The sequence below is a fragment of the Algoriphagus oliviformis genome (genome assembly GCF_017254915.1).
In the GTDB taxonomy this organism is placed as follows: domain Bacteria; phylum Bacteroidota; class Bacteroidia; order Cytophagales; family Cyclobacteriaceae; genus Algoriphagus; species Algoriphagus oliviformis.
The window spans coordinates 127089-148491 of the sequence record NZ_JAFKCT010000006.1 but is presented as its reverse complement, the minus strand read 5'-3'; the positions used below and the strand labels follow the sequence as shown (position 1 = coordinate 148491).

The window sequence follows — 21403 nt, the reverse complement described above, 5'->3', positions numbered from 1 at the left end:
AATGAAGTTTATTTGGGCGACGGACAAAAATAGAGAAACTTGAACCGAAAAAAAATTTACCTCGTACGACACGGACAGACGGATTTTAACCTCCAGGGAGTAGTGCAGGGCAGCGGCATCGACGCCCCGATCAACGGAACTGGCCAAGCACAGGCGAACGCATTTTTTGAGGCCTACAAGGATGTCGAGTTTGACCAGGCCTATCACACCGCCCTGATCCGTACCAAGCAGTCTATCCAGCAATTCATAGATCTAGGGATTCCCACCGGGACGCTACCAGAGCTCAACGAGATCTCCTGGGGCGACTACGAGGGCACTCCGATGACCCCGGAGGAGGGGGAGTACTATCGCCACATGCTGCACCAGTGGCAGCAGGGCAACCTCGACTACGCCATCGCAGGAGGGGAGAGCCCCAATGTAGTGGCAGAGCGGATGAGGGTAGGGATAGGAAAGATCCTCGACGGACCCGGCGAGACGATCTTGGTGTGTATGCACGGGCGTGCCATGCGTATTTTCCTCAGCCTAATCCTGGATACAGACCTGAGGGACATGGATCAATACGAACACAATAACCTGTGCCTATATCTGCTGGAGCAGCGGGAAGATGGGGGATTTGAGGTGGGGAGCTTTAATGACCAGAGGCACCTCGCTGCTCTGAGTCAGCTTTAGCGGCCTTTGCGGCTTTTTTCTTGGCTACCTGGCTTTCCTCGTAGAGGGCAAGGTACTGCTGGTGGAGCGCCTTGTTTTCCGTGAGGTCATACAGGCGAAAGGCGATCTGCTGCAGCTGCACGCGCTGGCCATTTTCCAGTTCAATTAGAAATTCCCCCAAAAAGCAGGCGTCAAAGTCGCAGGCTGGAATCTCAATCAGCAAAGCCAACTCGGAATTGCCGGTGTAGTACCTGGTGTCAAAGGCGGTAGAGAAGTGGGACTCGATAGCCCGGATGTTGGTTTTGATCTCCTTGAGCTCTTTCGTTTTGAAGAGCACCAAGAAAGTCTTGGACTCGGGGTCTTTTGCAGACACCGACTGGTAGCCAATCAGAAACAAGAGAAGAAATGCAAACCTTTTCATTGCCAGCAATATAATGTTTTTGCCATCGCCGATGCAAGCGGCATGCCGATAAAAAAACATGATTATCCGCAATCTTGCCAGTAAGCGAATTTGCTTCTTCAATCGGGCCTGTCTGCTCAGGCAGGATGGAAGACCGATGACCGAAGTAGGGCAAAGCCCCAATTTTAGCGTTCTTTCGGGTTGTCACGGCTGCCTACTTGCATAAAAGCGGATAATCATAAAAAAAAATCCCCGAAGCTGGCTTCGGGGATTTTTGCAATGAGTGGGGGATATTAAGCTTTCGCTGTTCTTTTCTTGGTTTTTGTTCCTTCCTCTTCGATCTCGTCTTCCACTCCGGCAAGGATTCTTCCGCAGTGTTCGCATACGATGAGTTTCTTCTTTTCCCGGATATCCGCCTGTCTCTGAGGAGGTACGGTGTTGAAGCATCCGCCGCAGGCGCCTCTCTTTACCATGACTACCGCAAGGCCGTTTTTGGCGTTTGCGCGGATCTTGGTGTAAGATTTGGCCAGTCGGTCTTCTACTTTCTTGATGGCTTTGTCACGCTCAGACTGAAGCTTGGACTCTTCTGACTCGCTTTCTGCCACGATGGTGTCCAATTCTTCTTTTTTCAGGTCCAGATCTTTTTGGCGATCCTTCATTGTGTTGCTCAGCTCGTCGAGATCGGCCTTCTTTTGGTCGATTTTCACGCCGGCTTCCGCGATTTTCTTTTTGGAAACCTGGATTTCAAGATCCTGAAGCTCAAGTTCCTTGGTGATGGCATCGTACTCACGGTTGTTGCGTACGTTCATCTGCTGCTCCTGGTACTTTTTGATCAGCTTTTCGGATTCCTTGATGTTGTCCTTAAACCGTTTGATGTCGTCTTCGAAAGATTCAATGTCGTTCTGGAATTTTTCGAGTCGGGTTTCGTAGCCTGCTATCTCATCTTCGAGGTCTTGGACTTCCTCAGGAAGCGCTCCTCTTACTTTTACGATGGCATCTAGTCTTGAATCTATAAGTTGAAGGTTGTAGATAGCTTCTAGTTTTTGTGCTACTGTACTTTCCATGTACTATCGGTAGGATGTGGGATTAGTAACTACTTTTGTCAAATAGAGTGCAATATTAGGGAAATTTTGTGACAAAAACTCCCCGAGTAATTCTTTTGTGAAAATTTCACTTTCATAATGCCCTATGTCACAAAGTATCAGCTGGCCCTCGGCATCGAAAAACTCATGGTATTTGACGTCAGCGGTCACAAAGGCGTCCGCACCGGCGCGTTTGGCGTCGGACAGGAGGAATATGCCCGCCCCGCCACATACGGCTACTTTGCTGATTTTTCCGCCTTTGGGAGCGGTGTGTTTGATGACGGAGAGGTTCATTTTTTCCTTCAAATAATCCAAAAACTGCAGCTCGTCCATCGGGCGTTCCAGCAGGCCGACCATGCCTGCCCCGACTTCCTGGTTTTCATTTTCCAAGGCAGAAAGGTAATAGGCGACTTCCTCGTAGGGATGCGCTTTTTTCATCGCGGCGATGATCTTGTTGCTTTGGAAAGTCGGTAAAATCACCTCGACCCGGATTTCTTTTTCGGTTTGCGGAATACCCCGCTCGCCCAAGTGTGGATTTGCGGCCTCAGATGGGGTAAAAGTCCCCATCCCCTCGAGCTGGAAGGAGCAGTCCTTGTATTCTCCGATCTGTCCGGCACCTGCGTCAAAGACCGCCTGAAGCACCCCGTCCTTGGCTGTGGGAGGGACGAAGAAGACCAGTTTGTTGAGGATTTGGCGTTTGGGCTGGAGGATCTTGGTTTGGTTGAGGCCGAGTCGGTCGCAGATGCGTTTGTTTACCCCGTTTGCCACATGGTCGAGGTTGGTGTGGATGGCATAGATGGCGATGTCGTTTTTGAGGGCTTTGATCACCGTGCGTTCCACGTAGTTGCGACCGGTGAGGCTTTTCAGGCCTTTGAAGACGATGGGATGATGGGCCACGATGAGGTTGGCTCCCAGTGCGATGGCTTCCTCTACGATGGCCTCCGTGCAGTCGAGGGTACACAAGACCCCGGTGAGGGCAGCGCCTCTTTCCCCGCAGATCAGCGTGGCATTGTCGTAGCTTTCCTGATAGGCCGGAGGGGCGAGCCGCTCCAGGCAAGAAATCACATCCTGAATCCTGTATCCCATAATTTTTCGTTTTCTTTGGTCAAAAATAGCAATTCCTGCCAATGCCCTGGTATGCCTTTCTGCTTGCTCCTTTTGCGCTGATTTTCCGTGTCGTGACTGGCATCCGCAATTGGCTGTATGACCTGGGCCTGCTCAAAAGCTTCCGCTCTCCCGTGCCCACCCTGATCGTCGGCAATCTGAGTGTAGGCGGAACTGGCAAGACTCCCATGGTCGAATTCCTGATCAAAAACCTGAGAGACGGGCTGCGAATTGCATCCCTGAGCAGGGGCTATGGGAGGAAAAGCAAAGGTTTCCTTGCCGCGAATCCGGATAGCACTGCGGAGGAGGTGGGGGACGAGCCCCTGCAGATTTTCAGAAAGTTTGGCGGTGAGGTGCCGGTCTTTGTGGGGGAGGATAGGGTCGCGGCCTTGGAGAGGATCGCCCGAGAAAAAGAACTCGACTTGGTGGTGTTGGACGACGCGTTTCAACACCGCAGACTGAGGGGCGACGCCTATATTCTTTTGACCCCGTTTTCGATGCCTTTCTCGCGGGACTTTATTTTGCCCGTGGGGAGACTGAGAGAAAGCAGGCCTGGCGCCAGACGTGCGGACCTGGTGGTGGTGACCAAATGTCCGCGAGACCTTTCGCCCGCGCAAAAACAAAAGACGGTGCAGGGACTTCGACGGTATCTTTCTCCCGATACAGCGGTGCTTTTCTCCAAAATAGACTACGGAACTCCTTATGCCCTGGGGCATGATGTGGCCTTCTCCGGATCCGTGGTTCTCCTTTCCGGCCTGGCGGATGACCGGCTATTTGTGGAGTATTGCAGGGAGGCGTTTGATGTGCTGGAGGTTTTGGCCTTTCCGGACCATCACGACTACGAGGGACCGGAGCTGGACAAAATAGCAGGCGTCTCGCAAAAACATCCCGGGAAAAGCCCCGTTCTCCTGACTACAGAAAAGGACGCCGTCAAACTTAAATCTCTGGCAAATCGGGGTTTTTTGGGGGAAATTCCGATTTTTGTCCTGCCTGTAGAGGCAAGGTTTGAACCAGAAGACAAGCAAATGCTGCTCAGCTACATCCGGGAAAAATTCAGAAAGAAGTGATCAGAAGAGGTTTAGTCTTTGGATTTTTGTTTGCGATGCTGGCGACTCAGGCTCTTTTTGCCCAGCGTCCCATTCCCCAGTCCAATACCGGGACTGGCCAAGCCAACCGGGAGCAGACTGATCCCGGGGAAGAGGAGCAGTCGGACGGGCGGCGACCCCTGCTGGACGACAGTACCCGCCAGGTGTACGGTCCGAAGACCTCGCTTTTCTACTTCGAAAAAGACCTCAAGCGAAACCGCCTCAAGCTCTACGAGCAGGATACAGCGCTCACAAACTTCCACAACTATGACCCAGTCTCCAAAGGTGGCTGGAAATACCAGGATCTCGGAAACATAGGGAGTGCGGCCAAGCCGGTTTTCTATGAAATCCCGGAGATGATCGGTCTGCGGTCTGGATATCAGGCCTACGACCTGTACTACCACGATCCGGCCAAGCGGCGCTATTTTGACACGAAGTCCCCGTTTACCGAGATGTCGGCTTTTTTCGGAGGCGGCAATAGAAACATGCTCGACATTGCCTTTGCGAGGAATATCAATCCCCGCTGGAACGTAGGGTTTGAGCTCCACACCGAGCGCATCCGCAAGACCCTCAATCCGACGGACAGGGATGACCACATGGCAGAGCAAAACGCCTACACCTTCCACACCAACTACCGCTCCGAAAACGGGAAGTATTGGCTCCTCGGGGCCTTTTCCAGAATGCGGCATGTAGTCAATGAGATCGGGGGCATCATCCCTCCCGAGGTGGACTCCACTTCCCTGTATTTTACCTACGAGGACGCGAAAGTCTGGCTGCACAATTCCCGGGCGAGAGACCTAAGGCAGGACTATCACATCTACCACGAGTACAAGCTGGGCAACGGCCTGCAGATCCACCACACCTTTGACAACCGAAACCAGAATATGGTTTTCGAGACGGATTTGACGACATCGGATTCACTGTTTTTCAATCGGGAAAGACTGAATACGCCGGACACCACCCGCAACGAAAGCGACTTCAAAGAGTGGAGAAACGAGTTTGGGGTCAAGGGATCCTACAAGGGTTTTTACTACAACGCCTTCACGCGCATCCGAAATGGACGTATGGAGAGCCTCTTTTTTCCGGAAAAAAAGGAGGCCTTCAATGAGGTCTATATCGGCGGCGAGCTCATCGGTAAGATTTCCGACAGATGGTCGCTGAGCGCGGACGGGGAGTATCTTATACCGGGAGCGTTCCGCATTCATGGGCTCTTTGTGTCGCCCTGGCTGGAGCTGGAGTATACCAAGGCGCTGTATAAGCCCACTTCCCAGCAGCAGATCTACTACGGCAACCACTACCGTTGGGAAAATGATTTTGACAACATCGGCGTGGACCAGATCAAAGGCCGCATCAAGCTGGACTTTGACAAAATCAGCCTGCGCCCCAACCTGACCATCAACCGGGTGAATAATTATGTCTTTTTCAACGAGGAAAAGATCGCCACGCAAGCCAGCGGCGAGGCCTATATGCTCATGCCGGGACTGATCGCCAATTTCCAGATCGGAAGGAAATTTCGCTGGGATGTGGAGGCGGTGTTCACGGAGATTTCGGGAGAAGGGGCGGACAATTTCCGGGTTCCCCAGCTCTATGCCAACACCCGATTCTACTTTGACAGCCCGATGTTCAACGAAAACGTCTTCGTGCAGCTGGGAGTGGACATCAGGTACAAGTCTTCGTATTATGCAGAGGCCTACAATCCATCCTTTCAGCAGTTTTACCTGCAAAATACCTTCGAGGTCTATGCCTATCCCATAGCGGACTTGTTTCTCGATTTCCGCATCAACCGTACCCGCGTGCTCTTCAAATACAATCACTTAAACGCAGGTCTGATGGACAAGGAAGGCTATTTTGTGACGCCGGACTATACCGGCTACCGCTCTTTCTTGGATTTGGGGATTACTTGGTATTTGTTTGACTAAAGGTCCGGAAGCTGGGGAGTAGGAAGTCGGGAAGTAGGATGTCAGCCTGAGCACTGGAGCTACAGAGTAGCGTATATCGAAGGCACGCAATCGCAGAGGGAAAGTCCGTAAATCGTAAATCAAAAATCCGAAATACCATGTCTTGGGAAGAAAGCACCAGAGAGAAAATGCTTCACCTGAAGCTGCCGACTGATCCACGTTGGGTCGATATCGCGGAGATGCAACTGGAGGATATTCTCGTGGACCATGCCTACTGTGAGCAAAAGGCCGCTTCCTCCTGCATCAGCCTGATCCTCCGATTCAATGACCTGGACGAGATCGTCGATACCCTGACTCCGATCGTGGCCGAGGAGTGGGGGCACTTCGAGCGGGTGCTGGAGCAGCTTCGCAAAAGAGGGATGAAGTTTGGCCCTCCCCGCAAGGACGAGTATGTCATCAAGCTGGCCGAGTTTGTGAAAAAGGGAGGAAGCCGGATGCAGCAGCTTACCGAACAGCTGCTGCTCAACGCGCTGATCGAGGCCAGGAGCTGCGAGCGATTCAAGCTTTTGTCCAAAAACATCGCGGACGAGGAGCTGCAGAAGTTTTATTATGAACTCATGATTTCAGAAGCGGGGCACTATGTGACCTTCATCGAGTTGGCGAGAAAATATCAGGACGCGGACAAGGTCAATAGGCGCTGGCAAGAGTGGCTGGAATACGAGGCGGCGGTGTTGAGGCAGCTTGGCGTGCGAGGCGACCGCATGCACTGAAGCGAAGCTGGAAGACCGGAGACGGAAGACAGGGACATCGTAAATCGTATTTAGGAAATCGTAATTGTGGGATGTCGGATGCTGTAGGAGAAGGAAGGTTGTAAAGTTGGAAGGTTGTAAAGTGGCGTGCAGTGATCGCGAGGAGGTCGTGAATCGTTTGTCGGTTGACCGATGTCGGGTGGTTTGATGGACGGAAGGACGGAGACGGAAGACAGGGACGTCGTAAATCGTACTTCGTAAATCGTAATTGTGGGATGTCGGATGCTGTAGAAGAAGGAAGGTTGTAAAGTGGCGTGCAGTGATCGCGAGGAGGCATGTCGGAGAAGCCGGCCCTCGACGATTCTTTTCCCTGATCATAAAAAATGTCAATCATCCGCCCAATTTTTCGGTATTTGTGTATTATTAATCTGATTTCCTGAGGGATTTTTAAAAAGCTGTTCCAAAACGAACAATCCATGAATTTGATCGAAAATGTCCGCGAGGCACTCAACTCTGTAAAGGTCCATCTGCTCCGTACCGTACTCACCGGGGCCATCATCGCCATCGGCATTTCCTCCCTGGTGGGCATGCTGACGGCCATAGACGGGATCAAAGCGCAGATAGCGGAGAGCTTTGCCGGCCTGGGCGCCAATTCCTTCGATATCAGAAACAAGGGCTTCAACGGGGGCAGGGTGGTGCAAGACGGGAAGACCGAAAAGACCTACCCGTCGATCACCTTTAGGGAAGCGAGAAAGTTCAAGGAGGAATATGCCTCCATCGGCATTTCGACGGTCTTCAACTCGGTGACGGGTATAGCGGAGGTGAAGCGTGGCTCCAAAAAGACCAACCCAAACACGCGCGTCCGCGGAGGAGACGAAAACTACCTCTCCATCAAGGCGATGAAGCTCGCCAAGGGGCGTAACTTCAGCAACATGGAGGTGCGCTATGGCAACTCCGTGGCCCTGATCGGCAAGGAAATAGAGGAGACGCTCTTCAATCCAGGAGAGGATCCCATCAACCAGAAAATCACCCTTTTGGGCCGACCCTACACCGTGGTGGGGGTGCTGGACAAGCAGGGAGGCGTGGGCCAGGACCAAGGCGCTGACCGGCAGATCCTCATTCCTATAGAAAACGCCGCCAGACTTGACAAAAACGGAACCTTCAACTATAGGATCACCGGTGTGGCTTCCGATCCGGGAAAAATCGACTACGAAATGGGGCAGGCCATCGGAATCATGCGCAAGATACGCCAAGACCGGGTGGCGCAGGAGGATTCCTTCGAGCTTACCAAAAGCCAGTCGGTAGCCGAAAGCTTGGAAGAGGTGGCTGGCTATCTCCGGATCGGCGGCTTCGGAATTGGTTTTATCACACTTTTAGGGGCATCAATAGGCTTGATGAACATCATGCTGGTGTCCGTGACAGAGAGAACCCGGGAAATCGGAATCCGCAAGGCCTTGGGTGCCACGCCGCTGAGAATCCGCCAACAGTTTCTCATCGAGGCCATCGTGATCTGTATCCTTGGGGGCATCTTCGGCATGCTGCTGGGGCTGGGCATAGGCAATGTGATCGCCAATTTTATCGGGCCAGGTGGATTTTTAGTGCCTTGGGTCTGGATGTTTATCTCTTTCGTGATCTGTATCGTTGTGGGCCTGATCGCGGGCTATATACCGGCATTCAAGGCCAGCAAGCTGGATCCCATCGAGTCGCTGAGATACGAGTAGATTTTTGTGGGATGGCCGGCAGTCTGTCTAAACTGAGGTCAGTAGGGCTTGGTTCTGGTATGAGAATGCAAAAACGGGATTTTTCAGGTTTAATTAGAGCAATATCTATTTCGCTGTTTTTTTAGCTATCGGAAGTTGCGATGAGAGCCTTAGGCGCAGTTTTCTGGGTATGTGGTCATTCCATTTCCTGATCTGTATGTGAGTCGGAAAAGAAATCTGTAGTAATCAACTTGTAAAGGCTGATTTTTTGTAATTTTGTATCCAATTGAATACAGTCTTGTGAATGTACTTTATTGAAAAGACCAGTGAATTTGACAAGTGGTTTAGGAGGCTGGACGACTTGAGGGCAAAGGCGAAAATTTTGTTCCGAATTCAGAAATTGGAAAATGATGGGCATTTCGGAGAGTGTAAATCTGTTGGGAATGGAATAAGTGAATTGAAGATCAACTATGCGAAAGGCTATCGGATTTATTTCAAAGAGGTCGATGGGAGAATTATCATTCTCTTGATTGGTGGAGACAAATCAAGTCAGCGGAGAGATGTTCAGAAGGCACTAGAAATTTGGGATAAATTGAAAAGGTAAAAAAATGGAGACGTCAAAATTTGATATAGCAGACTATTTGGACAGCAATGAAATGATTGCTGAATATCTAAACGCTGTCTTGGAAGATGGGAATGATACAGAAATAATCACTGCAATTGGATATGTTGCCAAAGCTATCGGCATGACTAAGATTGCCGAGGAAACAGGAATGAGTAGGCCGAGTTTGTACAAAGCACTGTCCGAGGGCGCTAAACCCCAATTCTCAACCATAATGAAAGTGTTAAAGGCCGTTGGCGGCCAAATAAAAATAGATCCCCTTCCTGCATAATAAGACGGGCGCAAGATGCGCCTTTTCGAAACGACGAATAAGTGTTTCGTTGATGTTTTTGTACGGTTCATCTTTGGTCCTTAGATTGAACTTTAGTAATAAGCCACCCGTCTGCGAAGGGCCTGAATTCTTTGCCCACCACCATCTTTTTCCCTACCTTCGGCTTTCATCTAAGGGGTGCCCAAAAAATGCAGGGCTGAGATCATACCCATCGGCAGCGCGCTGCCGTGCACCTGATCCGGGTAATGCCGGCGTAGGGATCGATAATCAAGCTTACCCTTATTTGAATAATGGCTAAAAATTATTCAAATGGAATTTTCATTCGACGCGGGTTTGCTCCTCGAGCAAATCCAAAACACCCGCCTGCTGGAGTGGATCGCCGTAGCATTTGGCGTTTCCGAAGTGCTTTTGGCTCGTAAAAACAGCATCTGGCTCTATCCCACCGGGATCATCGGCATCCTCTGCGGCACCTACCTGCTGCTGGACTCCAAACTCTATGCGGAGACGCTGCTTCATGGCTACTACCTCGTGATGAGCATCTACGGCTGGGCAAATTGGAAAAACCGATCCAAGTCTGGTGCTTCCCAAATCTCAAGAAGTGATTCACGGGACTTTGCGGTCACCCTCGGAATAGCCGGAATAGGCTGGGTTTTCCTCTACTTTATGCTCACCACTTTCACCGACTCCGACGTGCCGGTGATCGACGCCTTCGTGTCCTCAACGGCTTGGGCGGGAATGTGGCTTTTGGCCAAGCGCAAGTTGGAAAACTGGATTTGGCTCAACATTTCCAACCTGGTAGCCATCCCCCTGCTGTACTCCAAGCAGCTGTACATGATGTCCTTTTTGACCCTTTTCCTCTTCGTCGTCGCCATCTTTGGTTACCTGGAATGGAGAAAAGAACTGACCCAACGCGATGAAGCACTCCAAACTGTTTGACTCCGCCCATGCAGCAGCCTCCGAAGCGCTGGGCCGACTTTCTGATGAATGGCTGGAAGTCGTTTATGCCGAAAAATGGTTTAAGCTCTTCGTGCCCAAAGACTTGGGTGGACTCGGGCTGAATCTGGCCGAAGGACTGCGGGTGGAGGAGAAGCTCTCCCGCTTGGACGGAAGTCTGGGTTGGACGGTCACTCTCTGTGCAGGTGCGGCTTGGTTTGTGGGCTTTTTAGAAAAAGAACTTGCGCAGGAGGTCTTTTCAGACCCAAGGGTTTGCTTGGCGGGAAGTGGTTTTGTGGGAGGAAAGGCCGACTGGGTGGATGGGCGATGGCTCGTCTCCGGCAGTTGGACCTATGCTTCCGGAGCTTTGCACGGCACACACTTCACCGCCAACTGTGAGATCCTGGAGCGGGGAGAACCGCTTTTGGACAAAAAGGGCAATCCCGTAGTCAAGGCTTTTATCCTCAAAAGGGACGAAATCGAGATCCTCGACGGCTGGAACTACATGGGCATGATCGCCACGGGAAGCCATGCTTTCAAGGCCGAAGGTGTCTCCGTTCCCGGAAATCGGGTTTTCGAGATCCTGCCGGAAAAGGCGACGCTACCGGATCCCGTTTTTCGCTATCCTTTTTTGCAGCTGGCCGAGGCAACGCTCGCGGTGAACATCCTCGGGATCAGCCAGCACTTGATCGCCCTGATCGAGGCCTCTTTTTGGAAAAGGCACGAGTACCGCAACTACGACAGGAAGCATCAGAAGTATTTCCAAAAGCTTCTGGAGAAGCAGTCCAGAAAGCTGGAAAGGCTTCGAACGAAGTTTTACGGGTTGATCGAGGAATCCTGCCAGGAGTTGGAGCAAAAGGGCAAGATTTCAAAATCTCTGCTGAAAGAGATAAGCAAAATCAGCCGAAAGCTCACCCAAGCCTGTCGAGAAAGCAATGGGAAGCTTTATCCTTTCGCAGGTTTGGAGGCTGCGAAAACCCACACCGAGCTCAATCGCGTTTGGCGGGATTTCAACACGGTGAGCCAGCACGCGCTGTTGATTTTTCCCTTTTGAAGTTTTTTTCACCACAGAGGCCACGGAGGGAGAGGAGATTTTCTTCGTGTGGAGATTACCTAGCTTAGCGCCTCTGCGTCTTAGCGAGAGAAAATATCTCGCTGAGACGGAAAGCCGCAAAGAAGTGGGAAATGTCCAGCTTATGGAGAAAAATATCCTCTGCGAAACCTTCGTGTTCTCAGAATCTTTGCGGTGTAGCAAGCGCGAAGCGCAAAAAACAGGATTCAATCCCCCATTGGTTTTGGCGAAGCCTGATGGGTACCATTGACCTTTTGTCGGCCAAAACTTCCGAAATAGCATTAAACACGGTAACCTAGGGTTAAAACTAGGCTATGCATGTGCCGCCCCGATGGGGCTCATGTTTTTCCACCACAGAGATCACGGAGAAAAGAGGGAGAGACTTTAGCGTCTTGCCGCTTTAGCGAGCCATTTCCCTCTCGAAAAGGTGCGAAGCTATTCTCTCACCCCTCCGTGCGCTCCGTGGTCAAAAACTTTACGTCTGCGCACAGAGAGCCAGCCTTTGGAGATGAAGTCTACCAATTTTTCGATAGGTTATCCGCCACTACTTACCACTTACTTCCCTTACAACTTACTCTCGATCATCACTGCTTCCAGACAATTCCCGTCTCATACTTTCGATTTTCGAATGAAGGCTCTATACTAAGAGGAGCAGTTTTGACAATCTGATTGACATGGAAGGGGAGTATTTCAAAGGACGGGGAGCGCAGATCCAGTCGGGCAACCGATTCCTGGAGCGGCGTGTCGTGACAGAGCACATCGAGGGATTGGACGAGGAGCTTTTGCTTTCGCCCAAGACCGAGGTTCGAGTCGAGCACGCCAAATCCATCGTCAATGCCGTCAAAAGTCCGGATCTCGGACTGATGTTTTCCCTCAATCCCTACCAGGGCTGCGAGCACGGCTGCATCTATTGCTACGCCCGCAACTCCCACGAATACTACGGCTACACCGCTGGCTTGGACTTTGAGACCAAGCTGATGGTAAAGCCAGACGCGCCCAAGCTGCTCGAAAAACAAATTCTGAATCCGAAATGGAAGGTGGCTCCGATCTCCGTTTCTGGGAATACGGACTGCTATCAGCCCTTGGAGCGGGAAAAGGGTGTCACGCGGGAGCTGCTGAAGGTGTTTGCCCGCTATCGCCATCCGGTGGGTATGATTACCAAAAACAGCCTGATCCTGCGCGATCTGGATCTGCTGCAGGACTTGGCGCAGGATAGGCTGGTGCAGGTGTACATCTCGATCACGACGCTGAATGAAGACCTGCGCAGAAAAATGGAACCCCGGACGGCCAGCGCGGCCAAGCGACTGAAGACCATCGAGGCCCTTGCCAAGGCCGGAGTTCCTGTCGCGGTGATGAGTGCGCCGATCATCCCGGGGCTGAACAACCAGGAAATACCCGCCATCCTCAAGGCCGCGGCCGATCATGGTGCGCTCAGTGCGGGCATGACCGTCGTCCGGCTCAACGGCAAGCTGGAGGAGATTTTTTCGGATTGGCTGGAAAAGAACTTTCCAGACCGCTACCAAAAGATCATGCACCAAATCGCCGAGGTGCATGGCGGACAGGTGAACGACAGCGAGTTTGGAAGGCGGATGAAAGGTGCCGGCGTGCTGGCGGAGAGCATACAAAACCTCTTTCGCTTTGCGCGCAAGACCTATTTTGCGGAAAGGACTATGCCGCCCTTTGACCTGAGCAAATTCCGCCGGGGAGGCAATCTGAGCCTGGACTTTTAAGCTTGGGCTTTTGCCTCGAATTCCTGCTTTTTGTACAAGTCGTCAAAGATCTCGGCAACCTGCTCGGCTGCGAGCTTGGGCAGGAGGGAGGTGTCGGAGATGCCCGACACTACCCGTGTGATATCGTGGTCCACGCCGCCCTTTTTGCCCCAAAGCGAGACCGGCGCGGCCGTGATGTAGGCGGAGAAGGCATGGTGCCCCGAGCCGGGACGCTCGCCGATGATATGGATGATGCCTTTTTTCTGCTTCGAATCCGGGAGATTTCCGAAAAGCTCCTCGCCCGCAGCATAGCCCGCCCTTACCCGCCCGTGGGTAAATACCAGATTTTGCGTCGCAAGGCGATAGCCTTTTGCCTTGAGCTGGGCACTTAGGTTTTCCAGAAAAGGGAAAAGATGGTTGTCATCCGTCAGGGAAAGGGCATTCAGTCCGTCGGAGATCACGAGCTGGATATCCGGCGTATCGCTCGCCCAGCTGCCTTGCATGGATCGAAGCTGTTGCGCCGTTTTTTCGCTGAGCTTTTCGCCGGTTTCCGGATGATAGACGTAGTCCTTGCGGTCTTTGCTCTGGGTGATCAGGGGGAGAGAAGCCGGGATCGCTTGGACAAAGGAATCCGGCATTTCGGCCCAGAGGCTGACTTTGGCATCCTCGTAGATCTCGTGGATTTTTTTGTCGAGACCAGGCTCCAGATCCCATACATTTTCCCCAAAACCCTGCGCAATGGGAACGCCCCGCGCCTCGACTTCGGCGATGGTCTTGCGGCCTTCGGCCAAAATCTCCTCCTTGGTCCGCAGGTCTTTTTTGGCCAGTCGGTATTGATAGTAGACCCAGGTGGGGTCGCCAAAGTGCTCTGTAGGACGGTTGTCGTCGCCGATGATTTCGATCTTTTTGAAAAAGTCCCACATCGCGTCGTTGATCTTGTAGCCAAACTGCTCGCGAATCTTCACGTGGTTGTAAAAGCCCGTGGTGAGGTAGCTCAGCATCGGATCATTTTTGGTCGGTAGGGCCATCAGGTAGGCTGGATTTGCCGGCATGATCTGGGCGATACACCAGTCCAAGTCGTCGAGGGAGACGTCCATGTGCAGGGTGGAGCACACGTCCAGTCCGATGGTCAGTCCGTGCAGCTTTCCCATCACGGTGTCTTCCAGACAGCAGCGGACAAGCTGTTCTTTGGTCTTGAAGACCTCTGGGCCGATGAAGCCCGCGACGTCGTTCACATGTACCCAAGGCGTTTCTTCCGGGCTTTTTCCTTCGGAAAGTTGGCTTTGCAGGGCGCGGACGAAACCGTATTTCCTGGCCTCGTGCACGAGCATGTCGAATCCTTCCCCGTGCCCGTTGGTGAAGTCAGCGCCCTGTCCTGTCTCCGCATAGAGGCCAAACTGCCCGCTGCGGCTTTCCATATGGGACTGCATCTTGGCGATGGAGACGTCAAAAGTCTGGTTGGCCTTCACCGTCCCGGCAATGCTTTGGAACCAAATCCCAGTAGTCCCTGGATGGATCTTTTCAGCTTCGGCCTGCACGTCGATGTGGGAAAGGACGCAGTTGGAGATGGTTTTTTCCAAGCCAAAGGTCACAATCAGGTCATAGAGCGCTCTCTCGATTTCCGCGACGGAGTTGGGGTCGCTGGAGACCGGATTGGTACCCAGCACCAGGTCGCCCACACCATAGGACCAGGCGTCGAAGACTTGCCAAATGATATCTGTAGGATGGTCAGTCGGTGAGTTGGGCTGAACGCGGGCACTGAGGTAGCCTTTGCTGCCTATCTGCGTGCCGGGGATGGGATTGAAAACTTTCTGGCCGACTTGGATCAGTTCCTCGTTGCTCATCAGCTTCACCAGGCAGGCGATCACGTCGCTGCTCAGCGCGGGCATGATGGCTTTGATCTCCGCCTCGGGCTGGCTGAGGATAAAAGCTTTCAACTCACCCAGCGTCCAGCTGTCCAGGTCGGCGTTTTCGGCGCTGTTTTTTGCGATCAGCTCATAGAGCTCGTCCGCGAAGAGGCTGTGGGCCTTCAGATCGCCGATGCGCGTATTTGCCAAAAGTGCCCTGGCATTTGCCCGCGATTGCTCGGACTCGGCGGCGATGCCGAGCGTGAGGTCGCCCTCCTTGAACTCGTTGGCTGCACCGACGATCTGCCGGTAGAGCGTCAGGTCATGCTTCCCACTGCTTCGGCGGATGTAGTCGAAAATATCCTCTTCGCCTTGGGGAGCGGAGATGATCGGGCTGATGCCCGCGCTGGTTTTGTCGGCGGACTGAAAGTCACAAGCCTGAAACAGGAAGGCGGAGGTGCCCAACAGGCCCATTTTGGTCAAAAATTCTTTTCGGCTGATCTTGTGAAGCATGGTGATTTCTGAGGCTTGATTTTCTGAAATCTTGGGTTTATTGCCGAGTGTCCGGTTTCAATCGCTTCAAGTTACAGGAATTTTTCCGTGATTTTCTGAAAAGTAGATCAATGAAGTGACTCCCAAAGCGTGTTTTTCTAGCGCTTCGGTACCGGATAGGGGACAAATTCCTCCTCGTCGCCCGGTACCTTTTCAAATTCCCCCGCGATCCACTTTTCCTTGGCGGCTGCGATGAGTTCCTTGCTGGAGGACACAAAGTTCCAGTCGATAAAGCGCTCCTCGGGAAAGGGCTCTCCTCCAAAGATGTAAACTGTGCTATTTGCCAGAATGGTGAATTCGCAGAGCGTGGCGTCCTTGGCGACTAGGATTTGCTTAGAGCCAAATGTGTTGCCTTCGCTTTCTATCCCTCCCTCGAGGATGTAGAGGCCACTTTCCCCAAAAAGCTGCGAACCGATGCTCAGTGTCTGCTTTTCGCTGCTTTTGATCTCCAGCATGTAGAGCGGGCTATAGACCGGAACGGGGGAGCGACGACCTAGGGCCTCGCCCGCCACCAGCTTGAATTCCACCCCGCCCTCAGTCCAAGAGGGAAGTTTGTCGGCTTCGACATGGAAAAACTCGGGCTCCATCTGCTCCAGGTTTTTGGGCAAAGCCACCCAGATCTGCAGGCCATGCATGAGCTTGTCCTCGTGCCGTAGATGGTCGGGAGTCCGCTCGGAGTGGACGATTCCCCTGCCGGCAGTCATCCAGTTGACCGCGCCGGGGTTGATCTGGACTTCATTTCCCAGCGTGTCGCGGTGCATGATGCTCCCTTCGAAGAGAAAAGTCAGGGTAGAAAGCCCGATATGCGGATGGGGTCTAATGTCCATCTGTTCCCGCTCGTTGAGCTTGACGGGGCCCATGTGGTCGAGGTAGATGAAAGGGCCGATCATGCGCTTTTGGCGAAAGGGCAGGAGGCGGCCGACGAGAAACTTGCCGATGTCGGCGGCGCGCTCTTCGATGATGAGGTTGATGTTTGACATGGTAGCGTGTTGGCTTGAAATCCAATGGGAATTTAAGCGTTATTTCCGGGATCAAAGGTCGAGCTAGGGCCTGCTCTGCCAAGGTCGCCCTATTCGCTTTCGCCCCAGGTCGAGTCTCCATCTCCAAAGTTGAAGCTTTCGAAGGTCTTGGGCTCTTTCAGCAACCTCGTCTCGGAAAAGCCGACTTCCACGAAGTCGCGGCCCTCGGGGCAATAGGTCCTGCTCACAAGAAATCCCTGCAGGGATTCCCGCTTGCCCTTGACGCAAGTCCATGAGCGGTCAGGATTTAGTCGGTACCAAAGCTCCACCAGGTACTCGATGTGCTTTTCGCTGTTGGTGACGCAGTCGCCCTTCCAGACGGGATCGTACACCTGGTCCCAGCAGCGTTCGTTGTAGGTGACTTTGTACAGGCCTTCTACCGGATCAAAGCCTGTGCTCACCCCCGCCTGATAGACCATCCTGCCAAACTCGGCGTCGGTCAGATTTTCCTCAGGCAGAGTGAGATTGTCCTGGATTCCATTCATGGTATTTTGGGTTAAAGAGTGGTTCTCTTTAAGTTAATGGATATCAGTGGCTTTTGGAAGACGAAAGTCTGTTTTGACCGTCTCAGAGGGGAATGACGTAGGACGTGATCCGCTTGACGGTCTTGGAGCCCGCACTGCTGAATTCATAGAAATCGGCGAAGCCGTAGCGCTTGCCGTCGGCCATGGCCATTTCCCCATGCACAGCGGCTTCCTTGCCATGGGAGAGGATTTGGTGGATGAGGAGCTCTGCGGCCTTGTTGGAGCTCATTTCCTCCAGTGCCTCCAGAAACTGCCGCTTGCCGGAAATAGGGCTGTCTCCGACCAAGGTCCAGACGATGTCCTCGGCCAGCTGGGACGCGACCCGCTCCAGGTCATAGGAAGCAAAGGCTTGGGTCAGTTCCAGCACCAGCTGCATTTTGGGAGAGTTGCCGCAGTCGGCAGGGGAGATGGTTTTCATGGCTTTGTGGGTTGAAAATGTGATATATGGAACCGTCGTTTTTCTTTTTGCAGGAGTACTTGATCGAAAATCAACTGGAGCTCGCTTTTCTATGAAACTTGCGTCGCCGCCTTTTTCTGGCGGTATTTTCTTTTTGTCTTCAAAAACCTGAACCGCAAGTCATCGAAAATAAGGCTTAAAAATAGGATGGCTGCGCCAACAATCAACGTGTTGATGCCGAAGGAGAGTCTTGAGAACAGGAATCCTCCCGCCAAACCGCCCAAGAAAAAGAACGAAATGATGAAAAGGCGGAGTTGGATGTTGGCTCTGATTTTTTTTTGCTGGGGATGGGTTTTTGGAAAGAATAGCTGGGACAGCTCGATTCCCAAATCCGTGAAGAGTCCGGTGAGGTGAGTGGTCCTGACCACGGCGCTTGAGATTTTGGTCACGAAGGAATTTTGGAGCCCCATGGCAAAAAGTAGGGAACAGACCAAAGCGTCCGGATTGGGGACTGGACTGAGAGCACTGAAAAACGGGATGGAAAGCAGGATCCCGCACTCGATGGCCGTGGGCAGCACAAACACGTTCAGTTTCTTGTTTTCCCTGAATTTTTCGATCAGAAACCCAGAGCAGAAGGAGCCGAGTAGGAAAAAGAAGATGTAGGCAAAGTAAACCAAGCCTCTCCAGCCTTCAAATTGGGCGACGTCGTTGATGAAAAGGGCGAAATGCCCGGTGACGTTGGTCGTCAGTTGTCGATAGGCGAGAAATCCGGTGACGTTGACCAGTCCGGCCACAAAGGAGAGGATGGTGGCGATCTGGATGTTTTGTCTCAGTGTCCTGTTTTTACCTTGATGTCGAAACATACACGGCTAGGGGCTAGGCTTGCCAAAAGTAACTGATTTTCCCGTCGAAAAGGGCGGTGTAGGGCTCCAGCTGACACAAATCACATTTTTCTGTCAAGCTGGCTGGGAATTCATTTTTTCTCCACCGAAAACAATTCCACCGCCTCGTCTTTTCCCCGTAGGTCGTTGAAGCCTTTGGAAGTCACTTTGAATTCCCCGCCCAGCTCGAGCAATTGGAGCAAGTCCGCGGAAACGAGCAGATCGGTCCCGTACGAGTTGCAGAGCCCCTGGATGCGCGCGCAGGTATTGAGCACGTCTCCGGTGAAAAGGATCTCCTTTTTGATGACGCCGATCTCTCCGGCGGTGACTTTGCCGCAATGCATCCCGGCTTTGAAGGCCGGAGCTTCTCCATAGCGCTTTTGATAGAAACTCCGCTTCCCTTCCAGGGCTTCCTTCATCCCAAAGAAGCAACGCAGGCAGGTTTGGTCTTTCAGCCCTTTTTTCAAAGGCCAGGACACGATCACCTCGTCCCCGGCATATTGGTACACTTCCCCGGCGCTGCGCAAAATGGGGGCAGAGAGGTCCTCGTAGTACTTTCGAAGCATGGCAAAATAGCGCCTATGACCCAGCCGCTCCGCGATACTCGTGGAGGAGCGCATGTCCAGAAACATGAACACCCGCTCTTCCTCTACCGGCTGGTGGTACTTGCCGGTCAGGAAATGGCTCAGGGCTTTGGGGCCGATGTAGTCGCTGATTTCGAAGTAAAACAGGGATAGCAGCAGGGAAAAAGAAAGCTGGACCATCGTGCTCAAATGCGTGATGCTGAGCAGGTAGGTAGCAAATTTTCCCCAAACCTCTGAGCTGAAAATCGGTTGCCCCAACTCCATGGACGCCGCGATGGGAAAGCTGATCAGGATGATGAGGTGAAAGACAAGGCCGTAGGCCAGCAGCTTGTAAATGATCCTCTGCACGAAGCGCTGGCTGCGAAACAGGCGGCTGAGAAATCGGATCTCCACCCAGCCGGTGAGCAGGCCAAAGACAAACACGGCGACACTGGCCATGATGAAAACCGGGAAGGTCACCTGGATGGCGGTGTCGGGTTGGTTTTCAAAGTTGTCGGTGACGGCAGCCTCCGAGAGCAAAAACACCCAGCCTGTGACCAGCCAGATCAGGCCAAAAGGGAGCATGTGGCTCCAGGTTCTTTTGCCGTCGGGGGAGAGCATCTAGGGGAGCGTTGGGAGGGGAGATCTGCGGAAAAGACGGGGAGACGCTTGATTTGGCTTGCGCTGCATGGAGAGGAAAAAGGCCGTTCTTTTCCCAACTTAGCCATCCTCGGCGAAAAAATGAAGGAATGGCGGGGTAAATGGGCCGAGGCTCGCGGCAGGGAGACCTGTTCGGCAACAGGTTTGGGCTGGCCCTGTCTTCCGCTGAAAAGCCTAGAGGGATGTTGAATCTCGGCTAACGCCCTGTCGAAGGATTGGGGCCGTGGACAGGCATTATCAACTTGGAGCTGGTTTCAGGTCTTGTCAGTTTTCGCCAGCGTATGGATCATGCCGCTGAAAATAAGGCCGTGAAAAGGCAGGACGGCATACCAGTACAACCTACCCCAAAGCCCTCGGGGCCTGAAGGTAGCCGTCTGCTCAAGCCGTTTGTCCTTTAGCTTAAACTCCAGCCATGCCTCCCCGGGCAGCTTCATTTCCGCAAAGAGCAGCAGCCGGCCTTCCTTCCTGTCTGCATACAGCACCCGCCAAAAGTCCACACTGTCCCCGGTGTTGATCGAGTTGACGTTGGTCCGGCCTCTGCGCAGCCCCACGCCCCCAGCCATCTTGTCCAGGAATCCCCTCAGTTTCCAAAGCCGATTTGCGTAGTACCAGCCCGTACTTCCCCCGATGCTCCAGATTTTGTCCAGGGTCATTTCGACGTCGTCCACTTGCCTTTCCCTTTTGTCCACGAAACAGCCAAAGGTCGGCACTTCGATAAAATCCGAGATGTTGAACCTGATCCCGCTGCTGGAGTAGGCGTCTTTCCAGCTGGAGAGGATCGAGTTGCTTTCGATTCTCTGGAAGGCTTTGCCCAGCGCTTCCATATAGCCCACGGGTTCGATTCCCAACAGCCGATTCAGGTCGTTGTTTCGGCAGACGACTTCCACCTTCATGCTGTTGACCAGCGAGACGGCAAGGCGGTAGGAGGTGGAGGTGACGAAGTACAGCCAGTAGGAGGATAGCCGGGGCGACATCACCGGGATGACCCAGATCACCCGCTTCAGGCCCCGTTTCTCGGCGAAACCGAGCAGCATTTGCTTGTAGGTCAGGATGTCCGGGCCGCCGATGTCAAAGCTTTGGTCGTAGGTTTTTGGATTGAGCAGGGATTTGGAAAGAAAGGAAAGCACGTCGGACACGCCGATGGGCTGGCATCTGGTTTTGAGCCACTTGGGAGTGATCATGAGGGGCAACTTTTCTACCAGATCCCGGATGATTTCAAAGGAAGCGCTTCCCGATCCGATGATGATGCCCGCACGCAGGGTGGTCAGGCTGAAGCTGCCCTCGCTGAGCTCGTTTTCCACGGCCTTCCTGGAGCTGAGATGCTTGGATAGGTTGGACTCGTTGACGATGCCGGAGAGGTAGATGACTTGCTGCACGCGCGTTGTGGCCAGCGCATTTCTGAAGTTGATGGCAGACCTTTTTTCGAGCTCTTGGTAGTCATCCGAGGCGGACATGGAGTGGACGAGGTAGTAGGCGGCGTCGATGTCCTTTGGGATCGCTGCCAGGGAGGCTTCGTCCAGCAGGTCTATCTCGATCACGGAGACTTGGTGCCTGATCGAGGAGGGAAGGGAGAATCTCCGCCGGTCGCGTACGCAGCACACTACCTTATGTCCCGCATCGACCAGGACAGGCAAGAGTCGTTTCCCGATATATCCGGTGGCACCGGTGAGCAGTAGTTTCATTCCCT

The 21403-nt window shown here is 52.9% G+C and carries 20 protein-coding genes; 10 read left to right on the top strand and 10 right to left on the bottom strand.

All coding sequences use genetic code 11. The features are described from left to right. Window positions 1–39 precede the first annotated feature (39 nt). On the top strand, window positions 40–669 hold the full coding sequence (locus J0A68_RS14795) for a histidine phosphatase family protein (RefSeq protein ID WP_206578994.1): 630 nt from the start codon (window positions 40–42) through the stop codon (window positions 667–669). Here J0A68_RS14795 and J0A68_RS14790 read toward each other — a convergent pair. The 3 genes from J0A68_RS14790 to J0A68_RS14780 all read right to left on the bottom strand — a co-directional run bounded on the left by J0A68_RS14790 (window position 629) and on the right by J0A68_RS14780 (window position 3216). Continuing rightward, complete coding sequence (locus J0A68_RS14790) at window positions 629–1069, bottom strand: hypothetical protein (RefSeq protein ID WP_206578993.1); 441 nt, start codon at window positions 1067–1069, stop codon at window positions 629–631. The genes J0A68_RS14795 and J0A68_RS14790 overlap by 41 nt on opposite strands. 272 nt (window positions 1070–1341) lie before the next feature. Next, window positions 1342–2112: a zinc ribbon domain-containing protein gene (locus tag J0A68_RS14785; protein ID WP_206578992.1), complete on the bottom strand. Its 771-nt coding sequence runs from the start codon at window positions 2110–2112 to the stop codon at window positions 1342–1344. A gap of 3 nt (window positions 2113–2115) precedes the next feature. Continuing rightward, the gene (locus J0A68_RS14780) at window positions 2116–3216 is read right to left on the bottom strand and encodes a Nif3-like dinuclear metal center hexameric protein (protein WP_206578991.1); all 1101 of its coding nucleotides are present in this window, start codon (window positions 3214–3216) and stop codon (window positions 2116–2118) included. A gap of 41 nt (window positions 3217–3257) precedes the next feature. Here J0A68_RS14780 and lpxK point away from each other — a divergent pair, with 41 nt between their 5' ends. The 9 genes from lpxK to J0A68_RS14735 all read left to right on the top strand — a co-directional run bounded on the left by lpxK (window position 3258) and on the right by J0A68_RS14735 (window position 13294). Beyond that, entirely contained in the window at window positions 3258–4301 is a 1044-nt protein-coding gene (gene lpxK / locus J0A68_RS14775) for a tetraacyldisaccharide 4'-kinase (protein ID WP_206578990.1), read from the top strand. Further along, window positions 4298–6238, top strand: a complete 1941-nt coding sequence (locus J0A68_RS14770; RefSeq protein WP_317195123.1) for a putative porin — start codon at window positions 4298–4300, stop codon at window positions 6236–6238. Before lpxK ends, J0A68_RS14770 begins: the two co-directional genes overlap by 4 nt. A 137-nt stretch (window positions 6239–6375) precedes the next feature. Continuing rightward, complete coding sequence (locus tag J0A68_RS14765) at window positions 6376–6987, top strand: MiaE family protein (RefSeq protein ID WP_206578989.1); 612 nt, start codon at window positions 6376–6378, stop codon at window positions 6985–6987. A gap of 455 nt (window positions 6988–7442) precedes the next feature. After that, window positions 7443–8687, top strand: coding sequence for an ABC transporter permease (locus J0A68_RS14760; RefSeq protein ID WP_206578988.1), 1245 nt, complete (start codon window positions 7443–7445; stop codon window positions 8685–8687). A gap of 283 nt (window positions 8688–8970) precedes the next feature. Continuing rightward, the gene (locus J0A68_RS14755; protein ID WP_206578987.1) at window positions 8971–9270 is read left to right on the top strand and encodes a type II toxin-antitoxin system RelE/ParE family toxin; all 300 of its coding nucleotides are present in this window, start codon (window positions 8971–8973) and stop codon (window positions 9268–9270) included. A 4-nt stretch (window positions 9271–9274) separates the two neighbouring features. Then, window positions 9275–9559, top strand: a complete 285-nt coding sequence (locus J0A68_RS14750; protein WP_206578986.1) for an addiction module antidote protein — start codon at window positions 9275–9277, stop codon at window positions 9557–9559. Between the two features lie 309 nt (window positions 9560–9868). Continuing rightward, on the top strand, window positions 9869–10495 hold the full coding sequence (gene pnuC, locus J0A68_RS14745; RefSeq protein WP_206578985.1) for a nicotinamide riboside transporter PnuC: 627 nt from the start codon (window positions 9869–9871) through the stop codon (window positions 10493–10495). Further along, a complete protein-coding gene (locus J0A68_RS14740) occupies window positions 10473–11546 on the top strand; it encodes an acyl-CoA dehydrogenase family protein (RefSeq protein WP_206578984.1) in 1074 nt (357 codons plus the stop codon). Before pnuC ends, J0A68_RS14740 begins: the two co-directional genes overlap by 23 nt. A gap of 692 nt (window positions 11547–12238) precedes the next feature. Then, complete coding sequence (locus tag J0A68_RS14735; RefSeq protein WP_206578983.1) at window positions 12239–13294, top strand: PA0069 family radical SAM protein; 1056 nt, start codon at window positions 12239–12241, stop codon at window positions 13292–13294. Here the strand turns inward: J0A68_RS14735 and eutB are convergent. The 7 genes from eutB to J0A68_RS14700 form a co-directional block, all read right to left on the bottom strand. Next, window positions 13291–15633, bottom strand: coding sequence for an ethanolamine ammonia-lyase subunit EutB (gene eutB / locus J0A68_RS14730; protein WP_236025606.1), 2343 nt, complete (start codon window positions 15631–15633; stop codon window positions 13291–13293). The genes J0A68_RS14735 and eutB overlap by 4 nt on opposite strands. Window positions 15634–15770: 137 nt before the next feature. Then, window positions 15771–16652: a pirin family protein gene (locus tag J0A68_RS14725; protein WP_206578982.1), complete on the bottom strand. Its 882-nt coding sequence runs from the start codon at window positions 16650–16652 to the stop codon at window positions 15771–15773. Between the two features lie 89 nt (window positions 16653–16741). Then, entirely contained in the window at window positions 16742–17176 is a 435-nt protein-coding gene (locus J0A68_RS14720) for a hypothetical protein (RefSeq protein ID WP_206578981.1), read from the bottom strand. Between the two features lie 82 nt (window positions 17177–17258). Then, window positions 17259–17633 carry a nuclear transport factor 2 family protein gene (locus J0A68_RS14715; RefSeq protein ID WP_206578980.1) on the bottom strand — a complete coding sequence of 125 codons (375 nt, stop codon included), beginning with the start codon at window positions 17631–17633 and terminating at the stop codon, window positions 17259–17261. An 89-nt stretch (window positions 17634–17722) separates the two neighbouring features. After that, a complete protein-coding gene (locus J0A68_RS14710; protein ID WP_206578979.1) occupies window positions 17723–18475 on the bottom strand; it encodes a YoaK family protein in 753 nt (250 codons plus the stop codon). A gap of 110 nt (window positions 18476–18585) precedes the next feature. Further along, window positions 18586–19677, bottom strand: a complete 1092-nt coding sequence (locus tag J0A68_RS14705; protein ID WP_206578978.1) for an adenylate/guanylate cyclase domain-containing protein — start codon at window positions 19675–19677, stop codon at window positions 18586–18588. 293 nt (window positions 19678–19970) lie between these two features. Beyond that, window positions 19971–21398, bottom strand: coding sequence for an SDR family oxidoreductase (locus J0A68_RS14700; RefSeq protein ID WP_206578977.1), 1428 nt, complete (start codon window positions 21396–21398; stop codon window positions 19971–19973). Between the last annotated feature and the right edge of the window lie 5 nt (window positions 21399–21403).

Bases quoted from the DNA above. Each gene is read 5' to 3' on its own strand.
- J0A68_RS14790 (WP_206578993.1), bottom strand. From the start codon at position 1,069: ATGAAAAGGTTTGCATTTCTTCTCTTGTTTCTGATTGGCTACCAGTCG.
- J0A68_RS14785 (WP_206578992.1), bottom strand. From the start codon at position 2,112: ATGGAAAGTACAGTAGCACAAAAACTAGAAGCTATCTACAACCTTCAA.
- J0A68_RS14780 (WP_206578991.1), bottom strand. From the start codon at position 3,216: ATGGGATACAGGATTCAGGATGTGATTTCTTGCCTGGAGCGGCTCGCC.
- lpxK (WP_206578990.1), top strand. From the start codon at position 3,258: ATGCCCTGGTATGCCTTTCTGCTTGCTCCTTTTGCGCTGATTTTCCGT.
- J0A68_RS14765 (WP_206578989.1), top strand. From the start codon at position 6,376: ATGTCTTGGGAAGAAAGCACCAGAGAGAAAATGCTTCACCTGAAGCTG.
- J0A68_RS14760 (WP_206578988.1), top strand. From the start codon at position 7,443: ATGAATTTGATCGAAAATGTCCGCGAGGCACTCAACTCTGTAAAGGTC.
- J0A68_RS14755 (WP_206578987.1), top strand. From the start codon at position 8,971: ATGTACTTTATTGAAAAGACCAGTGAATTTGACAAGTGGTTTAGGAGG.
- J0A68_RS14750 (WP_206578986.1), top strand. From the start codon at position 9,275: ATGGAGACGTCAAAATTTGATATAGCAGACTATTTGGACAGCAATGAA.
- pnuC (WP_206578985.1), top strand. From the start codon at position 9,869: ATGGAATTTTCATTCGACGCGGGTTTGCTCCTCGAGCAAATCCAAAAC.
- J0A68_RS14740 (WP_206578984.1), top strand. From the start codon at position 10,473: ATGAAGCACTCCAAACTGTTTGACTCCGCCCATGCAGCAGCCTCCGAA.
- J0A68_RS14735 (WP_206578983.1), top strand. From the start codon at position 12,239: ATGGAAGGGGAGTATTTCAAAGGACGGGGAGCGCAGATCCAGTCGGGC.
- eutB (WP_236025606.1), bottom strand. From the start codon at position 15,633: ATGCTTCACAAGATCAGCCGAAAAGAATTTTTGACCAAAATGGGCCTG.
- J0A68_RS14725 (WP_206578982.1), bottom strand. From the start codon at position 16,652: ATGTCAAACATCAACCTCATCATCGAAGAGCGCGCCGCCGACATCGGC.
- J0A68_RS14720 (WP_206578981.1), bottom strand. From the start codon at position 17,176: ATGAATGGAATCCAGGACAATCTCACTCTGCCTGAGGAAAATCTGACC.
- J0A68_RS14715 (WP_206578980.1), bottom strand. From the start codon at position 17,633: ATGAAAACCATCTCCCCTGCCGACTGCGGCAACTCTCCCAAAATGCAG.
- J0A68_RS14710 (WP_206578979.1), bottom strand. From the start codon at position 18,475: ATGTTTCGACATCAAGGTAAAAACAGGACACTGAGACAAAACATCCAG.
- J0A68_RS14705 (WP_206578978.1), bottom strand. From the start codon at position 19,677: ATGCTCTCCCCCGACGGCAAAAGAACCTGGAGCCACATGCTCCCTTTT.
- J0A68_RS14700 (WP_206578977.1), bottom strand. From the start codon at position 21,398: ATGAAACTACTGCTCACCGGTGCCACCGGATATATCGGGAAACGACTC.